Genomic DNA, 20030 nt, shown 5'->3' on the forward strand with positions numbered 1-20030 from the left:
AACTCACATATATTACAATTAAGACAGATAGGAAGTTCTATATGAGTTAATGCTGTCGGTATAAACAGATTGAACGAGATCAAAAAATTGCAACCGGACGTCACGCGGCTGTCGCGTCCGGAAGCCGGATGCAGACGTGGTTTATGGCATCGACACGGAATCCGAAGGATCCGGCAGATCCTCAGATCCGGATGACGCTCCGCCGCCCTCCAAGCCGAAGCGGCGGCCGAGCCGCGGCTTGTGCTTGTCCTGCAGCCTATCGGAACGGCGCGGCGAGCCCGCTCAGCGCACGGACCGGTGCTTCGACAGGCGGCTCCTCACACCGAACCGATCATCTCAGCGCGTGCGCCGCCGCCGCGCCGAGCGCCCGGACCCCCAACACGAGGTCGGCGTCGCTGGTATCCTCCGCCCAATGATGACTGATGCCGCCGATCGAGGGGACGAACAGCATCGCGGCCGGCAGGATCCGGGCGACGTTCTGGGCATCGTGGCCGGCGCCCGAGGGCATCACCTGCCAGCCGCCGGGACTGACCGCCTCGGCGGCCTCCGAGAGCGCGCGCATCAGTGCCGGGTCGCAGGGGGCGGGGATCGCCTTGGAGAGGGCCGTCAGCGTGGCGGGGCAGCGCTCGCGCCGGTTCGATTCGCGCACCAGCGCCTCCAGGCAGGCCTCCATGCGCTCCAGCACCGGCATCGACACGTCGCGGAACTGGAAGAACACCTCGGCGCGGCCCGGGATGATGCTGAAGCCGCCGGGATCCAGGGTGATCCGCCCCGTGGTCCAGGTGCTGCGCGGGCCGCAGACCTTCGGGAACTCGCGGTCGATCGCCGCCAGGAGTCGCACCGCCGAGAGCCCGGCGTCCCGGCGCTCGGCCATGGTGGTGCCGCCCGCATGGTCCTGGTTGCCGGAAAAATCGATCCGGAACTGCCAGATCGCCACGATGCCGCTCACCACCCCGAGGTGCAGGCCGGCGGATTCGAGCTGCGTGCCCTGCTCGATATGCATCTCCAGGAAGCCGCGGTAGCGGCCCGGGTCGAGCTGCATCCGGGGCAGGCCGGCAAGCCCGGCATTCGCCAGGGCGTCGCGCAGGGGCGTGCCGTCGGTGCGGTTGCGGGCTTCGTCGATCTCGGCCTCGGTCAGGTCGCCGATCGCCGAGCGGCTGCCCAGGAAGCCGCCCGAGAAATGCCCCTCCTCGTCGGCGAAGGCGACCACGTCGACCGGCAGGCCGGCGCGGGCGAGCGCCACCCCGGCCACGACCCCCAGCGCCCCGTCGAGCCAGCCGGCCTCGTTCTGGGTCTCGATGTGGCTGCCGACCAAGAGATGCGGGCCGGGGCCGCGGTGCCGCCCGAGGACGTTGCCGATCCCGTCGATGGAGGCCTCCAGGCCGCAGGCCTCCAGCTTGGCCATCAGCCAGCGGCGGGATTCCATGTCCTCGGCCGAGAAGGTCGGGCGGTGGACGCCGGTGCGGAACCGGCCGATCTCGCGCAGGGCGTACAGGTCGGCCAGGAAGGCTTCAGTATCGATGAAGGCTTGCGTGTCGATCTCGGTCATGCGGTCCCCGGGGGCTGGATGTTCCGGCTGTGCAAGCCCCGTGCGGCGGGCTATTCCGCCGCTGCAGGTCTTGCCGCCTCACCCTGCGCACCGCCCATCCAGGCGGCGAGGTCGGCCCGGGCCCGGTCGGTCAGCGCCCGCTTCTTCAGGGCGGCCTTCTCCGGCCCGCGGAGGCGTCGGCCGGTCTCGTTGCGGGGCGCCCGCTCCAGGGGCGGGAACAAGCCGAAATTCACGTTCATCGGCTGGAACGAGCGTGGGGCGTTGGCCTCACCGTCCGCCGCCACGTGGCCACCGGTGATGTGGGCGATCAGCGCCCCCAGGGCGGTCGTCTGGGGCAGGGGCGCGAGCGGGTGGCCGGCAGCCTCGGCCACCGCGAAGCGGCCGGCCATCAGCCCCACCGCGGCGCTCTCGACATAACCCTCGCAGCCGGTGATCTGGCCGGCAAAGCGCAGGGCGGGGCGCGCCTTCAGCCGGAGCGTGGCATCGAGCAGACGCGGGCTGTCGAGATAGGTGTTGCGGTGCAGGCCGCCGAGGCGGGCGAACTCGGCCCGCTCCAGGCCGGGAATCGTGCGGAAGATCCGCACCTGCTCGGCATAGGTCAGCTTCGTCTGGAAGCCGACCATGTTGTAGAGGGTGCCGAGCGCGTTGTCCTGGCGCAGCTGCACGATCGCGCAGGGCTTGACCAGCGGATCGCGCGGATTGGTCAGGCCGACGGGCTTCATCGGGCCGTGCCGCAGGGTCTCGGGGCCGCGCTCGGCCATGACCTCGACGGGTAGGCAGCCGTCGAAATAGGGCGTGCCCTCCCACTGCTTGAACCCGATCTTTTCGCCCGTCACCAGGGCGTCCACGAAGGCCTCGTACTGCGCGCGGTCCATCGGGCAATTCAGGTAGTCGGCCCCCGTGCCGCCGGGACCCGGCTTGTCGTAGCGGGACTGGAACCACGCCACGTCCATGTCGATCGAGTCACGGTGGACGATCGGCGCGATGGCGTCGAAGAAGGCGAGGGATTCGGCCCCGGTGAGCGCACGGATGCCCTCGGCCAGCGCCGGGGCGGTCAGCGGGCCGGTGGCGACGATGCAGGGCCCCCATCCCTCCGGCGGCAGGCCCTCGACCTCCCCGCGGACGAGGGTGACGTTGGGGTGCTGCTCCAGGGCGCGGGTCACCGCGGCGGAGAAGCCCTCGCGGTCGACCGCCAGCGCCCCGCCCGCCGGCACTTGGTTGGCATCGGCCGCCCGCATGATCAGCGAACCCAAGCTGCGCATCTCCTGATGGAGCAGCCCGACAGCGTTGCCCTCCGGATCGTCCGACCGGAACGAGTTCGAGCAGACGAGTTCGGCCAGCCCGTCGGTCTGATGGGCCTCGGTGCCGCGCACCGGGCGCATCTCGTGGAGGACAGCGCGGTGGCCGGCCTCCGCCACCTGCCAGGTCGCCTCGGATCCGGCGAGACCGCCGCCGACGATGTGAATGGTCTGTGTCATGTCTGAGAATAGCGAAGGACCGCCGCCCGGATCAACGGGCGGCGGTCCTTCGGACGGCTCTCGCGATGGCTGGGATCAGACGCGGGCGATGCCGCGGATCTCGCTGCGGTTGATGCCGAGATCGGCGAGGTCGCGATCCGACAGGCGGGAGAGCTGGGTGATGGTGTCGCGGTACCGGAGATAAGCGCGGACGCGGCTCAGGACGCTACGGGCGGCGGACATGGTGTGCTGTGACCTCTGCTCGGGCAGACGATGGCGCCTCATTGCGCATCGCTGCCTCTTGTTGGTGCAATGCACATATAGGCCGACTGCAGCGCAACAGGAGTCAAAAGGTCAAGCATCAGCCCTGCGAGAATTGCATAACTGGCTTAAGAAACCGCCAACCATTCCGGATGGTCATTCTTTGGGCGCATGTAGAAACGCGGTCCCGGACGCGCGAAGGGCGTCCCGCCTCGCGGCGGAACGCCCCCCGATACGCCGATCGACCGCTTCCGGGTCTCAGTAGAACGGGCGCGGTCCGTAGAAGCCGTAGGGCCGGTAGAACGGGCGCGGCCGGACGTAGCCGCCATAATAGACGGGCCGGCGCCAGTAGCCGTAGGGGCGGGGCCCCCAGTTCGGACGGCAGATGCCCCAGGGATTGGGATGAAAGCCGGGGCCGCAGCCGCCCGCCGCCTCGGCGGTGCCCGCGAACCCCAGGCCGCCGGCGATCGCGGCGGCCATCACGAGCGCCTTCGCGCGCGGTGCGCTCAGAATCGTCATGACTCGATCTCCTCATTACGTCCGGCGGATCGGCAGCCGGTCGATGAAGATTCGGCTCCGCCACCTGAACCGACGCTGAGCCAGAAGTTGTGTCCGGTACAGGCTCGCGGCGGCATCCCGGCAACGCCGTCCGCACCGCGGAGGTTGCGGCGCAGCGATGGCGGCCTCAGTGCAGGGACGGGGTGCGCAGGAACCGTTCCCGGTCCCCGGAGACCAGGGCGAGCTTCACGCCCCGCCCCTCGCGCCGGACGGTGAGCGGCACCCGCACCCCCGCCTCGCCGAGCGCCCAGACGCTGCGGAACAGGGCGGCGAGGTCCGCCACCGGCTCGCCCGCCACCGCCTCGATCACGTCGCCGGCCTGGAGGCCGCCGGTCTCGGCCGGTCCGCCATCGGCGAGGCCCATCACGACGATGCCCTCCTCGCTCTCGGTGGCGTAGAGTCCGAGCCAGGGCCGGGGCGGACGGTTCGCGCGCCCGCGCGTGGCGAGGTCGTCGAGGATCGGCGGCAGCAGGTCGATCGGCACCACCATGTTGATCGGGCGCGCGCCGCTGGCGCCGCCCTGCTGCAATTGCAGGGAGCCGATCCCGAGCAGGTCGCCCTCCGGGCCGATCAGCGCGGTACCGCCCCAATGCGGGTGCGCGGGGGCGGTGAACAGGGCCTCATCCAGCACGTATTCCCAGTAGCCGGCGAATTCCTGCCGGGCGACGACCTCGACGGCGACGCAGCGCTGGCGTCCGCCCGCGCCGGCCAGCACGGCCCGGTCGCCGGTCTTCAGCCCGGCCGAACGACCGAGCGACAGGGCCGGGACCCCGAGATCGCCCAGCGCCTGGACGAGACCGAACCCGGTGGCGGCATCGAAGCCGAGCACGTGGCCGGGCACCGAGCGGCCGTCCCGGGTGGTGAGCCAGACGCTCTCGGCCTCGGTGACGAGGTAGCCGATGGTGAGCACCAGCCCGTCCTCGCGGATCACCACGCCGTTGCCGGCCCGCTCGGTGCCGAGGGTCTCGGCCGTGAAGGCGCCCTCCGGGATCCGCGCCGAGAGGGCCAGCACCGCCGACAGGGCCCGGTCGAGGTCGTAGCCGTAATCGGCAGGCCTGGGCTGGGCCTGCGCGGGGATCTTCCACTCGCCCTGCGTCGCCATGATCGTCCTTCGGCTCGTCCATCCGCGTCCTGGCTGGCCCTGTCCTGGCTGGCACCGATCGCGCGAAAGGGCACAAGATAGGATGTTCGCGCGGTCCGTGACACCCACGGACCGGCACCGGCACGCCATTCGCCGCACGGGCACGAACGAAAACCGCCCGGCCGGAGCCGGGCGGTGCGCCGTCCGGAGGGACGGCGTGTTCGGAGGGACCGGATCTCCCGCCGGATTGCGGCGGGAGACCAGAGCCTCAGTACTTGCGGACGAGCGCGGCCGGGACCGGCGACGCGGCCGGGGCCGGCGAGTAGAGCGGCACGATGAACCGGATCCAGCCGTCGGTGGAGTAGTCGCTGCGGGTGCGGCCGAACGCGTTGGTGGTCTGCAGGCCAGTCACGACGTCGCGGGCGACGTAGGCCTGGACGGTGAAGACCTTGAAGTCGTAGCCGATGAGCCCGCCGAGGGCGAACCGGCCGCGGTTGTTGGCCGCTGCGCTGAACTGGCTGATGTCGAAGTTGTAGGTGCCGTAACCGATGGCGCCGATCTCGAAGTTGCCGAACTTCTTGGTTGCCGTGAGGTCGAAGTTCAGGGCGTCCGAGAGGCGGATCGGGCCGAGCAGCGCGCCAACCTGGCCGGGGAAACGGCCGGGCGAGTCGTAGATGTTGGCGGTCAGGTTGGCAGTCAGGTTCCAGCCGTCACCGGTGTAGCTGCCGGCGACGCCGAAGCGGTAGGTGTTGGAGGAGAGCTGCGGCAGGACCGGGGTGGCCGTCGCGCCGGTGGGCGTGATAATCGAACCGCGGTCGCCGTTGAGGTCGTTCAGGTACACGCCGCCGAGCAAGCTGACGCCGAAGTTGTTGCCGAGGTCGAACGCCCAGATGCCGCCGACGAAGGTGCCGACGTTGATCGAGATGTCCTTATTGGCTACGCCCGCCGGGTTGCGGGAGAAGGCGAACACGGTCGGCGCCGCCACGAGCAGCTCAAGGCGGCCGCCGAACGGCACGAACGGGGTCGACCACACGAGGACCGGGATGTTGACGGACGTGTCGGGATCGTTCCGGCCGTCGGTGCGGCGGAAGGTGAATGTGTTGATGGCGTAGATGCCTTCCGGCAGCGGCGCGCCGACGGCGAGGCCGACCTGCTCGCCCGGAACCGTTGTGGACTGCGCCTGCGCGATCGTCGAAGTCATGCCGACCGTGAGCGCGACCGTGCCGGCCGCGAGCCAGTTCTTCATCATTTTCTCATTCCTTCCCAAGGTCTCAAGGCATCCGTCCCGCATTCGGCACTTCCCTGCCGGTCTGCTCGCCTATCGCGGCTGCCGGCTTCGGACCTGCCGAGCACCCCCACGGAGCCTGCCCGTCTCAACGTCTGCGACTATTCTACAGAGACCTGCGGAAAGACAGTGGAATGCTCGCCGAAACGGCAAAACTGGCCGAACCGTTGCGCAAAAGCCGCATTTTTGCGGCGATGCAACACTGTCCACAGGCCCGAGCCGCGATCATCGGTTCGGCAAAATATCGTTGAATGGTCAAGCTGTTGTCCCCCCGAGTCACGGGAGAATCCGGCAAATCCGGCGCGGGCGGGACGCCGCCGGGGCGACCGGGCGCCGGGACCGGACCGGCCGCCCGAAATGGGCCGTGCGGGACCCGGACTGGTATCCGACAGCCCGAATCAGGTTCGGCCGCGGGCGCCCGGCCAGGCCTTGGCGGCCTGGACCGGGCAGAATTTGCCGCCTCGCTTCGGGCTTGTCGGGGGACGTGGACGCCCGGGCCTATTCGGCGGCGCTGCGGCGGGCGGCGCGGGGCGCGGCCTGCGGGGCAGGGCGCCTTTCCAGCACCTCGCGCAGGAACCGGCCGGTATGGCTCGCGGTCGAGCGGGCGATCTGCTCCGGCGTGCCCTGCGCCACCACCCTGCCGCCGCCGTCGCCGCCCTCGGGACCCATGTCGATCACCCAGTCGGCGGTCTTGATCACTTCGAGGTTGTGCTCGATCACCACCACCGTGTTGCCCTGGTCGACCAGCTCGTGGAGCACCTCCATGAGCTTGGCGACGTCGTGGAAGTGCAGGCCGGTGGTCGGCTCGTCGAGGATGTAGAGGGTGCGGCCGGTGGCGCGCTTCGACAGCTCCTTGGACAGCTTCACCCGCTGCGCCTCGCCCCCCGACAGGGTCGTGGCCTGCTGGCCGACATGGACGTAGTGCAGGCCGACCCGCTTCAGGGTCTCGAGCTTGTCGCGGATCGCCGGCACCGCCTTGAACAGCTCGGCCGCCTCCTCGACGGTGGAGTCGAGCACGTCGGCGATCGACTTCGCCCGGTACTTCACCTCCAGGGTCTCGCGGTCGTAGCGCTTGCCCTTGCAGACGTCGCAGGTGACGTAGACGTCCGGCAGGAAGTGCATCTCGATCTTGATGACGCCGTCGCCCGAGCAGGCCTCGCAGCGCCCGCCCTTGACGTTGAACGAGAAGCGGCCGGGCTGGTAGCCCCGCGCCTTGGCCTCCGGCAGGCCCGCGAACCAGTCGCGGATCGGCGTGAAGGCGCCGATATAGGTGGCGGGGTTCGAGCGCGGCGTGCGCCCGATCGGCGACTGGTCGATGTCGATGACCTTGTCGAGATGCTCCAGCCCCTCCAGCCGCCCGTAGGGCGCCGGGTGCTCCAGGGCGCCGTTCAGCTTCTTGGCGACGGCCTTGTAGAGGGTGTCGATCACCAGGGTGGACTTGCCGCCCCCCGAGACGCCGGTGATGCACGTGAAGGTGCCGAGCGGGATCTCGACATCCACGTCCTTCAGGTTGTTGCCCCGCGCGCCGAACAGCCCGAGCTTGCCCTTGCGACCCTTCCGCCGGGCGGTCGGCGTGCGCACCGCCATCGCGCCGGTGAGGTATTTCGCGGTGAGTGAGGCGGGATTCGCCAGCACCTCGGCCGGAGTACCCTGCGCAATGATCTCGCCGCCGTGGATGCCGGCGCCCGGGCCGACATCGACCACGTAATCGGCCTGCAGGATCGCGTCCTCGTCGTGCTCGACCACGATCACCGAGTTGCCGAGGTCGCGCAGGCGCTTGAGCGTGCCGAGCAGTCGCTCGTTGTCGCGCTGGTGCAGGCCGATCGAGGGCTCGTCCAGCACGTAGAGCACGCCGGTCAGCCCGGAGCCGATCTGCGAGGCGAGCCGGATGCGCTGGCTCTCGCCGCCCGAGAGCGACCCGGAGCCGCGGGCGAGCGTCAGGTATTCCAGGCCCACATCCACCAGGAAGGTCAGTCGGTCGCGGATCTCTTTCAGAATTCGGACCGCGATCTCGTTCTGCTTCGTGGTCAGCTTCCCCGGCAGCTCGGAGAACCAGCGATGGGCCTCCGAGACCGACAGGGCCGTCACGTCGGCGATGTCCGCCATGGCGACCTTCACGGCGAGCGCCTCCGGCTTCAGCCGCTTGCCGCCGCAGGCGGCGCAGGGCGTCTCGCTCATGAAGCGGCCGATCTCCTCCCGGACGGCGTCGGAATCGCTCTCCTTGTAGCGGCGCTCCAGGTTCGGAATCACGCCCTCGAACGGCTTGGTGACCGTGTACTTGCGCAACCCGTCGTCGTAGGCGAAGCGGATCGCCTGGCTGCTCGATCCGTACAGCACGATGGCGCGGGCCGTCTCCGACAGGCTCTGCCAGGGCACGCTCGTCTTGAAGCCGAAATGCTCGGCCAGCGCGTCGAGCGTCTGGCCGTAATACGGCGAGGTCGACTTCGCCCAGGGGCCGACCGCGCCGCGCTTCAGGCTCAAGGCCGGATCGGAGATCACCAGCTCGGGGTCGATCCGCATCTCGTGGCCGATGCCGCTGCAGGTCGGGCAGGCGCCGAACGGGTTGTTGAACGAGAACAGCCGCGGCTCGATCTCCGCGATGGTGAAGCCCGAGACCGGGCAGGCGAAGCGCGACGAGAAGGTGATGGTCCGGGGCGTCTCGCCCTCGGGCGCGTCCGCGAACACGACCTCCGCGATGCCGTCGGCGAGCTCCAGCGCGGTCTCGAAGGAATCCGCCAGCCGGGAGCCGATATCGGCGCGGACCACGATGCGGTCGACGACCACGTCGATGTCGTGCTTGAACTTCTTGTCGAGCTTCGGCACGTCATCGATGGCGTAATATTCGCCGTTCACGCGCAGCCGCTGGAAGCCCTTCTTCTGGTACTCGGCGATCTCCTTGCGGTACTCGCCTTTCCGCCCACGGACCACGGGCGCGAGCAGGTAGAGCCGGGTCTTCTCCGGCAGCTCCAGCACCCGGTCGACCATCTGCTGGACGGTCTGGCTCTCGATCGGCAGGCCGGTGGCCGGCGAGTAGGGGATGCCGACCCGCGCCCAGAGCAGGCGCATGTAGTCGTAGATCTCGGTGACCGTCCCCACGGTGGAGCGCGGATTCTTGGAGGTGGTCTTCTGCTCGATGGAGATCGCCGGCGACAGCCCGTCGATCTGGTCGACGTCGGGCTTGGACATCATCTCCAGGAACTGGCGGGCATAGGCCGAGAGCGACTCGACGTAGCGCCTCTGCCCCTCGGCGTAGATCGTGTCGAAGGCCAGCGACGACTTGCCCGAGCCCGACAGCCCGGTGAACACCACGAGCTTGTCCCGAGGGATGGTCAGGTCGACGTTCTTGAGATTGTGCTCGCGGGCGCCGCGGATCGCAATGACCCGCCGGTCCTCGGCAGGAGCCGGCGCGGCATCGAACAGGGCGGCCAGCTTGGCGTCGACGGCGGCCTCGGTCCGGGCAGCGGACGCCTCGCCCTTCGCGCGGGCCGGCTTGGGCTGGGCTGCCTTCACAGGAGCTGTCTTGGCCGGGACCGCCTTGACGGGCGACTTGGGAGCGGCTTTGGCGGCGTCGGCGCGGCTTGCGGCACGACTTCCAGCTTGGGCTTTGGCCATGAGGGCGGCGGTCTTTCGAGGCGTCGACGCGGTCAGATCGGATTCGCGCGCGGGCCAGCCGCCGCAACGGCCTCATGTCGAGCCCGAGAAGGCTCACGGCAAGATGCGGCCGGCGGGACGCAGGCCCGTCATGCGCCGCCCTTGCTAGAACGAAACGCGTACGGCGGCAACCACTCGGTGAACGATCACCCGTCTTGGCGAGCGCAGCGAAGCAATCCGGAGAGCGCGCCACGCAGACCAGTCGCGCGCTACCCTGGGCCACCTCGCAGCGCTCGCGCGGACGCGGCGCAGCCAACGGCCGAGACCAGAGTCCGGCGGCCCTATGTTCGCCAAACCTTGGCCCACCTTCGGTGTTGCACCGCGGGGCTGAGATCCACGTCGCCAAATCCCGCCCTCAGATCCACACCCCGACCGGTAGCGATGCCAGCGCTCGACCTGACCGATCCGGTCGCCATCCCTGGGGCCGACGACCGGGCCGCAGCCCAGCAGAGGCTGTCCACCCGGCTGCTGTTCCTGATCGTCGGCCTCGCCAACGCCACCTGGGCGCCGCTGGTGCCGCTGGTGAAGGACCGCGCCGACCTCGATGCGGCCGGGCTCGGGCTGCTGCTCCTCACCTTCGGCATCGGCTCGATCCTGACCATGCCGTGCGCCGGGGTGGCGGCCGCGCGGCTCGGCTTCCGGCCGGTCCTGCTCGCCGGCACGCTCGCGATCGGCCTCGCCCTACCGGTGCTGGCCGTTGGCTCCGGGCTCGTGCCGCTCACCGGGGCGCTGCTGCTGTTCGGGGCCGGGATGGGGGCGGTGGACTGTGTCATGAACCTGCAGGCCGTCGCGGTGGAGCGCGCCGCCGGGCGCCCGATGATGTCGGGCTTCCACGGCCTCTACAGCCTCGGCTGCATCCTGGGGGCGCTGCTGGCCAGCGTCCTGCTGGGCACCGGTCTCGGCGCCGGCTGGAGCGTGCTGATCCTGGTCGCCGGCATCGTGGCCCTGTTCGCGGCCGCCTGGCCGGGCATCCTGCCGGCCGGCGGGGCAGGGGGAAGCGGCGGGCCCGCCTTCGCGCTGCCCCGCGGCCCGGTGCTGGTGCTGGGCCTGCTGTGCTTCGTGGTGTTCCTCACCGAGGGCTCGGCCCTCGACTGGAGCGCGGTGTTCCTGATTCAGCAGCGCGGTCTCGACCCGGCCTGGGCGGCGCTGGGCTACGCGGCCTTCTCGGTGACCATGACGGCCGGGCGACTCGGCGGAGACCGGGTGGTGGCCCGGCTCGGCCGTCGGCGCGTGGTGGTCCTCGGCGGCCTGCTGGCGGCCGCAGGTCTCGCGCTCTCGGTCCTGGTGCCGGCCTGGGAGGCGGCGCTGGCCGGCTACGCCCTGGTCGGGGCGGGCTGCGCCAATATCGTCCCGGTCCTGTTCACGGCCGCCGGCCGCCAGAGGGCAATGCCCGCGCGCGTGGCCGTGCCGGCGGTGACGACGCTGGGCTATGCCGGGGTGCTGGCGGGTCCGGCGCTGATCGGCTTCGCCGCGCAGGCGCTCGGCCTGCCCGCAGCGCTCCTGATCGTGGCGGCCCTGCTCCTCGGCGTAGCGGCGGCCGGGCGGTCCCTGCGGGTGTGAGGCTCACGCCTCGGCGTTGCGCGCCATGAAGGTGGCGGGGCTGCCGTCCTCCGGGTTCACGAAGATGATGTCGGTGGGCGCCCGCCGGGGCGTGTCGATCGACAGGAACACCACCGGCGCCCCGGGCGCGATCTCCGGCATCGCGTGGACCGTGCCCTTCTCGAAGAACAGGAGCTGGCCGGGGCCGAACGCCGTCTCGGAAGCCGGATCGCCCAGCCAAACCCGGCCCCGGCCCGAGAGGCAGTAGAGGTACTCGTCGCAGGTGGCGTGATAGTGCGGCGGGGTCGGCCGGTAGACCCGGAACACCCGGGCGCTCGCGGCCTCCCGGTTGGTCAGGTAGGTGTCGACCAGGAGGGTCTGCGCCCGCTCGGGCAGCGTTGCCGCCAGCGCCGCCACGTCGAAGATCCCGGTCCCCGCCGCTTCCGCCATCGCGTCCCCCCTCAGTCCGCAAAGCCTTCGAGCACGATCTTGCCCTTGGCCCGCCCGCTCTCGATCAGCGCGTGGGCGCGCTTCAGGTTCGCGGCGTCGATCCGGCCGTAATGCTCACCCAGGGTGGTGCGCAGGCGGCCCGCGTCAACGAGGCGGGCGACCTCGTCGAGCAGCGCACCCTGGGCGGCGATGTCGGCGGTGGCGAACATCGACCGGGTGAACATGAACTCCCAGTGCAGCGACAGGCTCTTGCGCTTGAGGAGCCCGACATCGAGGCGCTCCGGGTCGTCGATCAGGGCGAGGCGGCCCTGCGGGGCGATGAGATCCACGATCGCGGCGAGGTGGGCGTCGGTGTTGGTCGTGGAGAAGACCAGACCCGGCGCGCCGAGCCGCAGGGACGCGACCTCGGCAGCGAGCGGCCTGGAATGATCGACCACGTGGTGGGCGCCGAGATCCCGGCACCATTGCGCCGTCTCGGGCCGCGACGCGGTGGCGATCACGGTGAGGTCGGTGAGCTCCCGGGCGAGCTGGATCGCCACCGAGCCGACGCCGCCCGCGCCGCCGACGATCAGGATCGCCGGGGCGGCCCCGGGCACGGGCTTTCCCGCATCGAGCCGGTCGAACAGGGTCTCCCAGGCGGTGATCGCGGTGAGCGGCAGGGCGGCGGCCTGCGCCCAGTCGAGGCTTGCGGGCTTGTGCCCGACGATGCGGGCATCGACGCAATGGTACGCGGCGTTCGTCCCCGGCCGGGTGAGGTCGCCCGCGTAGTACACGGCGTCGCCCGCGGCGAAGCCCGCGACCTCCGCGCCCGCGGCGACGACGGTGCCGGCCGCGTCCCAGCCGAGCACCTTGACGCCGCCTTCCTCCGGCTCGGCCCGACGCCGGACCTTGGTGTCGACCGGGTTCACCGAGACCGCCTCGACCTTCACCAGCAGGTCGCGCGGGCCGGGCTCGGGCTGCGGCAGGTCGCAATCGACCAGGGCTTCGGGATCGGTGATCGGCAGGGACTTGCGGTAGCCGACGGCGCGCATCGTGGTCTCCTCGGGCTGTCGCCGCAGGAGATGCCGCCCGCCTTCACGAACCGCAAGTACGCACATAAAACGCCGATAGTGCCAAAAACGATACCGTCGGAGACATCGCCATGCCGCGCACCCGCCATCACGCCGGCGCCTGCAGCCCCGGCTGCGCCGTCGAGGCGACCCTCCGGTTCATCGACGGCAAGTGGAAGGGCGTGATCCTCTATCACCTGCTGGAGGGGACTCTGCGGTTCAACGAGATCCGCCGGCGGCTGACCAGCGTGACCCAGCGCATGCTCACGAACCAGCTGCGCGAAATGGAGGCGGACGGCCTGATCACCCGGACGGTCTACGCTCAAGTCCCACCCAAGGTCGAATACAGCCTGACGGCGCGCGGGCGCTCCCTGGAACCGGTCATCCGCGCCCTGAAGACCTGGGGGGACCTGCACGCCGATCAGGCAGAGACCGTCCACGACGCCGCTTGATTGGGCAGATCGGGCCGGCGACGGCGGCAAATCTATAACGGGTTCTTTAAGACTTGGCCGGATGGTGAAGTGTCTCCTTTCGGACACTTCCAGATCCACCGATGCCGATCCTCGCCTCGCTCCGCGCCCGCATCCTGGCGGTGGCGCTCGCCCCGTGCCTCGCCTTCGCGGGGGCGGCGGGCCTCGCGGTATCGGACCAGTGAGCGCGGCGGGCCGAGATGGACCGGGTCGAGAGCCTGGTCGACCTCGCCTCGCGGATCAGCGCCTTCGTGCACGAGGCCCAGCGCGAGCGCGGCGCCTCCAGCCTGTTCCTGGGCGCGAAGGGTGCGCAGTTCGGGCCGGAGCTGGTGGCCCAGCGCGGGCGCACCGACGCGGCGCTGGCCGGCCTGCCCGAGGCCATGGCGGGCGCGACCGGCTTCGGCCCGGTCTTCGCGGCCCGCGGCAGGGGGTTCACCACGGCGCTGACCGGGTTCGCGGCGCAGCGCCGGGCCATCGATGCGCTCGGCCCGAGCGCGCCGCAGGCGGCCGCCTTCTACACCGGTCTGATCGGCGAGGGGCTGGGCCTGGTGCGGGCGATGGGCGGGGTGATCGACGAGGCCGGCCTCGCCGCCCGGGCGAACGCCTACGCGGCCTTCCTGGCGCTCAAGGAGGCCGCGGGCCAGGAGCGGGCCGCCGTCTCGGCCGCCTTCGCGTCCGGCAGCCTGGACCTCGCGGCCGCGCGCCGGCTCGTCACGCTCTCGGCCGAGCAGGCGACCCATGCCGCCCTGTTCCGGGCCGGGGCCGAGGCCGGACAGGCGGCCCTGCTCGACGACGCCGAGGCGACCGAGCCGGCCCGGGCGGTGGCGCGCCTGCGCGAGGGCGTGCACGCAACGATGCCGGGGACGCCACTGGCCTTCCGCGACGCACCCGCCTGGTTCCGTCTCGCCACGCAGCGGATCGACGCCTTGAAGGGCGTGGAGGACCGGCTGACCACCGACCTCGTGGCGGCCGCCGGCGCGGTGCGCGCGCGGGCCGACCGGATGCTGACCCTCTGGATCGCCGGAGGGCTCGTCCTGTTCGCGCTCTCGGCCGGCCTCGCGGCCTGGCTCGGCACCGCGATCGCCCGGCCGCTGACCCGGATGGCGCGGGTGCTGACGGCGATCGGCCGCGACGCGGGGACGGAGGATCTGGCGATCCCGTCCGGCGGCCCGCGCGAAGTCCGGGCGATCGCCGCCGCCGCGCTCGCCTTCCGCGACAGCGTCGCCGAGCGCCGGGCGGCCCGGGCCGCGCAGGAGCGGCTGGCCGCCGAGACCCGCGCCGCCCAGCAGGCGGCCGCCCGCGGCCTCGCCGACAGCTTCGAGCGCCAGGTCGGCAGCATCGTGGCGGCGGTCTCGGCGGCGGCCGGACGGCTGGAGGCCGCCGCGCACGGCATGGCCCGGGCCGCGCAGGACACGACCGATCTCAGCCGCACGGTCGCAGAATCCGCGGATTCCGCCGCGCGCTCGGCCGACACGGTGGCGGCAGCCACTGAGGAGCTCACCGCCTCGGTGCGGGAGATCGGCGTGCAGGTCGGGGCCTCGGCCGACCTCGCCGCCGCGGCGACCCGGGATGCGGACGGGATGGCCGGGGAGGTGCACCGCCTCGCCCAGGCCGCCGGCAGCATCGGGGAGATCGTCGCGATGATCTCGCAGATCGCCGGCCAGACGAACCTTCTGGCGCTCAACGCCACCATCGAGGCGGCGCGCGCGGGCGAGGCCGGCCGCGGCTTCGCGGTGGTGGCCGCCGAGGTGAAGCACCTCGCCGAGCAGACGGCCCGGGCCACCGAGGAGATCGCCGCCAAGGTCGCGGAGATCACCGGATCGACGGAGGCCTCGGTCCGGTCCATCGGCGGCATCACCGAGGTGATCCGCACCCTGGCGCGGATCGGCGCCGAGATCGCCGCCAGGGTCGAGCAGCAGGGCGCCGCGACCGCGGAGATCGCCCGGACCACCGCACAGACCTCGCAGGACACCGGCGGGGTCTCGAAGCACATGGCGGGCGTCGGCGCGGCGGCCGGCACGGCGAGCCAGGGCTCGGCCCAGGTGCTTCAGGCGGCCGGCGACCTCTCCCGGCAGGCGGGCGACCTGCGCGGCGCGGTGGAGGATTTCCTGGCTCAGGTCCGGGCGGCCTGAGGACGGGATTTCCGGAGGGCTCGGCCCTTCGGCGGGGTGTCGGGGGGCGCCCCGACATCCGGGCCGTGCCCGCGAAAGGTCTCGGCCTTTCGAAACCGGACTGTCCCTACGCGGCGAGGCCGAGCCCGAGGAGCCGGTCGGCGTTGCGCCAGAGGGCGGCGTCCAGGGCCTCCTCGGACAGGCCCAGGCCGCGGAAATCCGCGACGCCCTGGACCATCGGGCGGAACGGGAACGAGGAGCCGAACAGGAACTGGTCCTTCATGAACCCGTTCGCCGCCTCGACGTAGAGGCCGCCGCCCGGCGCGAACGTGTACATGTCCGGCGAGACGAAGACGTTCTCGTTGCGGAACGCCACCGTCACCATGTCGGCGACGCGCGGGTAGAACCCGTGGCAGCACACGATCGGCAGCTTCGGGAAGGTCCGGGCGACCCGGTCGACCGCGAGCGGGTCGTTGAGGCGCAGGTCCGGCGTCGTCGGCCCCGACATCACGAAGGCCGGGACCTTGAGATCCTGGCACAGTTCGTAGAGCGGCATCAGGCGCTCGTCGTCGGCCGTCATGGCCTCGCGGTAGAAGCCGGCATCGAGGTTGATGCCCTTGAAGCCGAGCTCGGTCACGGCGCGCCGCGCCTCCGCGACCGCGGCCTTGCGGCCGAGCTTCACCGGATCCACCGAGGCGATGCCGATCAGGCGCTTCGGGTCGTGCCGGGCGGCCTCCGCCAGCGCGTCGTTGGTGATCCGCACGCCCGGCACCGAGCGGGCGACCATGACGGCGACGTCGATGCCGGCGCCGTCCATCTCGGCGCGGAAGCCCGCGATCGTCGTGCCGCGGGTGAAGTGCTCCACCTCCCGGCTGCCGACCCGGGCGTTCAGCCAGCGGGCGACGCCGAATTCCGGCGTGTCGGGCTCGGCGCCGAAGAACCGGTGCAGGAAGGTCGGCCGGCTGCGCATGTCCACGACGGGCATTTTTTTGCGACTCTCCAGTGAGGCTGGGGGGATCGTCCGGTGTGTACCGGCAAGTCCGGGGTTTTAAAAAGTCCCGGGTTTCCAAAGGGCCGGGCCCTTTGGCGGGGTCTCGGGGCGGAGCCCCGACGGGCAGGGCTTTGCCCTGCTCCCGTGAAAGGTCCCGGACCTTTCGAAACCAGTTTTCTTCGGCTCAAGACTTTGGAGCCGTTCGGCCCGACCGCGTGAAGCCGGCCACCATCAGTGCGAGACGGCCTCCAGCACCTTGCCGCGGGTCTCGACACCGAGGATCAGGACCAGCAGGGCGGCGATCAGGAAGCCGCCCGCGCCGACCTGGAAGGCCGTGGCCGGGCCGTGATCGCGCACCAGCACCGGCACGATCATCGGCCCCAGGATCGCGCCGATCCGCCCGAAGGCCGAGGCGAATCCGGCACCCGTGGCCCTGGCCCGGGTCGGGTACAGTTCCGGCGTGTAGGCGTAGAGGCAGCTCCACATGCCGAACATGAAGAACTGCATGACGAAGCCGGCGACGAACAGCCACGTCACCGCGACCCCCGCGACGGTCAGCACCGCGTCCCCGCCGGCATTGCCGTAGAGGTAGGCCGACGCCGCCGCGCAGACCAGGAACAGGGCGGTGGTGGGCTTGCGGCCGGCCCGCTCGAGCAGCAGCGCCGCCGCCGCGAAGCCCGGGATGCCGCCGAGCGTGATCAGGGTGACGAAGCCCACCGAGCCGACGATCGAGAAGCCGCGCTCCTTGAGCAGCACGGCGATCCAGGAATTGAGCCCGAAGAAGCCGATCAGCGCGAAGAACCACAGGCCGAACGCCATCACGGTGCGCAGCCGGTATTCGGGGGCGAACAGGGTCGCGACGGCGCCGAGCCGCGGGGCGGGCCTCACCGCGGCCGCGGCCATCGTGGCGGCGACCGGGGGCAGGGGCCGGCCGGTGGCGCGTTCCACGGCCCGCTCCATCGCGGCCATCACGGCCTCCGCCTCCGCTCCGCGTCCGGCCTCGGCGAGCCAGCGAGGCGATTCCGGCATGGACCGGCGGACCGCCAGCACCACCAGCGACAGCAGCCCCACCACCACGAAGGCCCAGCGCCAGCCGAGATAGGGCAACACGAAGAAGCTGATCGCCCCCGACAGGACGTAGCCCACCGCCCAGAACCCCTCCATGATCGCGATGTACTTGCCGCGCACGGAGGCGGGGACGATCTCCGAGACCATGGCCTGGGCCACCGGGGCCTCGCCGCCGACCCCGACCCCGATCAGGAACCGGCAGGCCATCAGCACGGGCAGGCTCCAGGACGCCGCCGCCGCGAGGCTCGCCATGCCCCAGACCACCATGGTCACCTGGAACACCGCCTTGCGGCCGAACCGGTCCGAGGCGGTGCCGGCCAGGATGTTGCCCACGAGCTGGCCCGCGAAGGTCATGGCGGCGAGCTGGCCGGCCTCGGTGGGGGTCAGGCCGAACGCCACCACGATCGAGCCGAGCAGGAAGGTCAGGAGCGCCACGTCGATCTGGTCGACGAGCCACGCGGAGGCGATGATCGCGAAGATCCTGCGCTGGTAGCCCGACATGGGCAGCCGCTCCAGACGGGCCGCGATATCGGAGACGCGCGGCCGCGCGTCCTCCTGAGGGCGGGCGGCCGGGATGTCGACGGTGGGTGGCACGGCGGGCTCTCGTCCTCCGCGCCCCGGATCGTCCCGGGGCGCTCGTGGGGACCCGGTACATCACCCCCGGCCGCCGGAACAGGGATAGAGGCGAGGGCAGGAACCGCCAGGCGGGACCGGATCTGGGTCGCCGCGGAGGGCGCGATCGTCGCGCGGATCCATCCCGGCGGCTGAGCGCGCGGGTCCCGGAGCAGTCCGATCAGTCGGGGATCGCGAAGCCGATCGACAGGCATAGGGCGGCGACGGCGGTCAGGGCCACGGCGGCCTGCCGGACCTGATACCAGCGGGCGCTGCGCGCGCGCTCCTCCGGGCTGGCACCCAGATGCAGCTCGTCGTCGAACCCCTTCACGAAGGCGTCGAAGTTCGGGAAGGCCCGCCGGGCGAGCCACACCCACACCAGGAGGGCGAACAGGCTCAAAGCCCAGCCCCCGTAGGTCAATGCATCGTCCAGCATCCGGCGCACGCCCGCAAGGCTACGCCCCCCTCGCCAGTCACTCTACGGCAGGTTGCAGATATTGACTAGGTAGAGCGACCAGCTCCGCTGCCGCTTCCGTGTTTCCGGATGTATCCGGTCGGCAGACAGGCACCCGGCATTGACCGAGGATTGTGTCCCGGACGCCGCCTCAAGCCGGAATCCGGCCCAGGGCGTAGAGGGTGATGGCCGCCGCGTTCGAGACGTTGAGGCTGCGGATCGCCCCCGAGAACGGGATCCGGGCCAGGACGTCGCAGCAGCTCCGGGTGCGCTCGCGCAGGCCCTTGCCCTCGGCACCCAGCACGATCACCAGCGGCCGGGCGACCGTCAGCGCGTCGAGACTTTCGGGCGCATCGGAGTCGAGTCCGACCCGCGTGAAGCCGCGCTCGCCCAAGGCGATCAGCGCCTCGGCGAGGTTCCGGACGGTCACGAACGGCACGTGCTCAAGGCCGCCGGAGGCGGATTTCGCCAGGACCCCGGTGGCGCCCGGTGCGTGCCGTGCCGTGGTGACGATCCCCGCCACCCCGAAGGCCGCGGCGGTGCGCACGATCGCCCCGACATTGTGCGGGTCGGTGATCTGGTCGAGCGCCAGCAGCAGGGCGTCGGCGGGCAGGTCGTCGAGGCCTGGGGCGGGCAGGGCCTCCGCCTCGAGATACAGGCCCTGGTGGACCGCGTCGGGCCCGAGCAGCCGGCCGATCTCGCTCGGCCGCACCAGTTCGGGGGTGATCCGCAGGACGCCGCCGAACTCCGCCTCGAGCCGCGCCGCCGCATTCTCGGTGGCCAGCAGGCGGTGCAGCCCGCGCGCGGCGTTGCCCAGGGCCTGCACCACCGGATGCCAGCCGTAGAGCACGGCGGATCCGTCGGCGCCGGCTTGGTTTCCGGCTCGGCCGCCGGCGTCCCGCCGGGGACCCGCCGAAAAGGGCCGGTGTCCGGGCCGTGAGCCCGGCCGGTGTGGGCCGGGCGGCCGGCCCTGCGGCGGGCGTCCGTCGTTGCGGCGGTCGGTCATCGAAGCGCGATCGGGAAGCGGGGCATCGGCACGGCCTTCTCTGGCGGGCCTGTCGGGAAGTCCCGACAAACCGGGCGGCATGGTCCGCGTCAAGCCGGATCCGCACGGACCGACCTGACACGGTCCGAGACAGCCCTGCCGATCGGCCCCGCGACGCGGCTCGGAATGTGGAAAAATCCTGGATATTCCCTTCCAACCATGTGCACGCCGACGCGTCCGGCGTTCGTTCGTCAGAACGAACAGGCCTGTCCGCACTAGGAAAGTTATCTAGAAGAGTCTTTCAGAGAGTCAGTTCAGCAGGTTATATGGTCTGTCGAATTCGCTTTTTGTCTCAGTGATTTCGTCGGGTTTTCCGTATCCCATTCTGCGCGATGGTGCATCCAACTCTGCGTGGCGGCGTATCGGAATCTGCGCGGGATCGGCGGGTCGGCGTATCGG

General features: G+C 71.1%; 15 protein-coding genes and 1 pseudogene. 3 read left to right on the forward strand and 13 right to left on the reverse strand.

Annotation, left to right across the window (positions count from 1 at the left end):
• Positions 1-331: 331 nt before the first annotated feature.
• The 7 genes from AC3WSN_RS07300 to uvrA all read right to left on the reverse strand — a co-directional run bounded on the left by AC3WSN_RS07300 (position 332) and on the right by uvrA (position 9803).
• Positions 332-1549 (reverse strand): Zn-dependent hydrolase, encoded by a 1218-nt coding sequence (locus AC3WSN_RS07300; RefSeq protein ID WP_492536960.1) that lies wholly within the window; start codon positions 1547-1549, stop codon positions 332-334.
• 50 nt (positions 1550-1599) lie between these two features.
• Positions 1600-3027 (reverse strand): methylenetetrahydrofolate--tRNA-(uracil(54)-C(5))-methyltransferase (FADH(2)-oxidizing) TrmFO, encoded by a 1428-nt coding sequence (trmFO, locus tag AC3WSN_RS07305; protein WP_492536962.1) that lies wholly within the window; start codon positions 3025-3027, stop codon positions 1600-1602.
• Between the two features lie 75 nt (positions 3028-3102).
• Complete coding sequence (locus AC3WSN_RS07310) at positions 3103-3249, reverse strand: DUF1127 domain-containing protein (protein WP_192711280.1); 147 nt, start codon at positions 3247-3249, stop codon at positions 3103-3105.
• A 276-nt stretch (positions 3250-3525) separates the two neighbouring features.
• Complete coding sequence (locus AC3WSN_RS07315) at positions 3526-3786, reverse strand: GCG_CRPN prefix-to-repeats domain-containing protein (protein ID WP_492536964.1); 261 nt, start codon at positions 3784-3786, stop codon at positions 3526-3528.
• A 166-nt stretch (positions 3787-3952) separates the two neighbouring features.
• Positions 3953-4927, reverse strand: a complete 975-nt coding sequence (locus tag AC3WSN_RS07320; RefSeq protein WP_238198958.1) for a S1C family serine protease — start codon at positions 4925-4927, stop codon at positions 3953-3955.
• Positions 4928-5174: 247 nt separating this feature from the next.
• Positions 5175-6155 (reverse strand): transporter, encoded by a 981-nt coding sequence (locus AC3WSN_RS07325; protein ID WP_492536967.1) that lies wholly within the window; start codon positions 6153-6155, stop codon positions 5175-5177.
• A gap of 534 nt (positions 6156-6689) precedes the next feature.
• Positions 6690-9803, reverse strand: a complete 3114-nt coding sequence (uvrA, locus tag AC3WSN_RS07330; RefSeq protein ID WP_492536969.1) for an excinuclease ABC subunit UvrA — start codon at positions 9801-9803, stop codon at positions 6690-6692.
• A 420-nt stretch (positions 9804-10223) separates the two neighbouring features.
• Here uvrA and AC3WSN_RS07335 point away from each other — a divergent pair, with 420 nt between their 5' ends.
• Complete coding sequence (locus tag AC3WSN_RS07335) at positions 10224-11402, forward strand: MFS transporter (RefSeq protein ID WP_492536970.1); 1179 nt, start codon at positions 10224-10226, stop codon at positions 11400-11402.
• Between the two features lie 3 nt (positions 11403-11405).
• Here AC3WSN_RS07335 and AC3WSN_RS07340 read toward each other — a convergent pair whose 3' ends face one another.
• Both AC3WSN_RS07340 and AC3WSN_RS07345 read right to left on the reverse strand, forming a co-directional pair.
• Positions 11406-11831 carry a cupin domain-containing protein gene (locus AC3WSN_RS07340; RefSeq protein ID WP_492536972.1) on the reverse strand — a complete coding sequence of 142 codons (426 nt, stop codon included), beginning with the start codon at positions 11829-11831 and terminating at the stop codon, positions 11406-11408.
• 11 nt (positions 11832-11842) lie between these two features.
• A complete protein-coding gene (locus AC3WSN_RS07345) occupies positions 11843-12862 on the reverse strand; it encodes a zinc-binding alcohol dehydrogenase family protein (RefSeq protein WP_492536974.1) in 1020 nt (339 codons plus the stop codon).
• A 110-nt stretch (positions 12863-12972) separates the two neighbouring features.
• Between AC3WSN_RS07345 and AC3WSN_RS07350 the strand changes: the two genes are divergently transcribed.
• Both AC3WSN_RS07350 and AC3WSN_RS07355 read left to right on the forward strand, forming a co-directional pair.
• On the forward strand, positions 12973-13332 hold the full coding sequence (locus tag AC3WSN_RS07350; protein WP_192711287.1) for a winged helix-turn-helix transcriptional regulator: 360 nt from the start codon (positions 12973-12975) through the stop codon (positions 13330-13332).
• A gap of 101 nt (positions 13333-13433) precedes the next feature.
• A pseudogene (locus tag AC3WSN_RS07355) lies at positions 13434-15482 on the forward strand (methyl-accepting chemotaxis protein).
• A 106-nt stretch (positions 15483-15588) separates the two neighbouring features.
• Here the strand turns inward: AC3WSN_RS07355 and AC3WSN_RS07360 are convergent.
• The 4 genes from AC3WSN_RS07360 to AC3WSN_RS07375 form a co-directional block, all read right to left on the reverse strand.
• On the reverse strand, positions 15589-16446 hold the full coding sequence (locus AC3WSN_RS07360; RefSeq protein WP_492536976.1) for an amidohydrolase family protein: 858 nt from the start codon (positions 16444-16446) through the stop codon (positions 15589-15591).
• Between the two features lie 237 nt (positions 16447-16683).
• A complete protein-coding gene (locus AC3WSN_RS07365) occupies positions 16684-18114 on the reverse strand; it encodes an MFS transporter (protein ID WP_492536978.1) in 1431 nt (476 codons plus the stop codon).
• 199 nt (positions 18115-18313) lie between these two features.
• The gene (locus AC3WSN_RS07370; RefSeq protein WP_492536980.1) at positions 18314-18568 is read right to left on the reverse strand and encodes a hypothetical protein; all 255 of its coding nucleotides are present in this window, start codon (positions 18566-18568) and stop codon (positions 18314-18316) included.
• A gap of 169 nt (positions 18569-18737) precedes the next feature.
• Positions 18738-19592, reverse strand: coding sequence for a TrmH family RNA methyltransferase (locus AC3WSN_RS07375; RefSeq protein WP_492536982.1), 855 nt, complete (start codon positions 19590-19592; stop codon positions 18738-18740).
• Positions 19593-20030 lie beyond the last annotated feature (438 nt).

This window comes from Methylobacterium sp. FW102-HT35C08, from assembly GCF_058790235.1.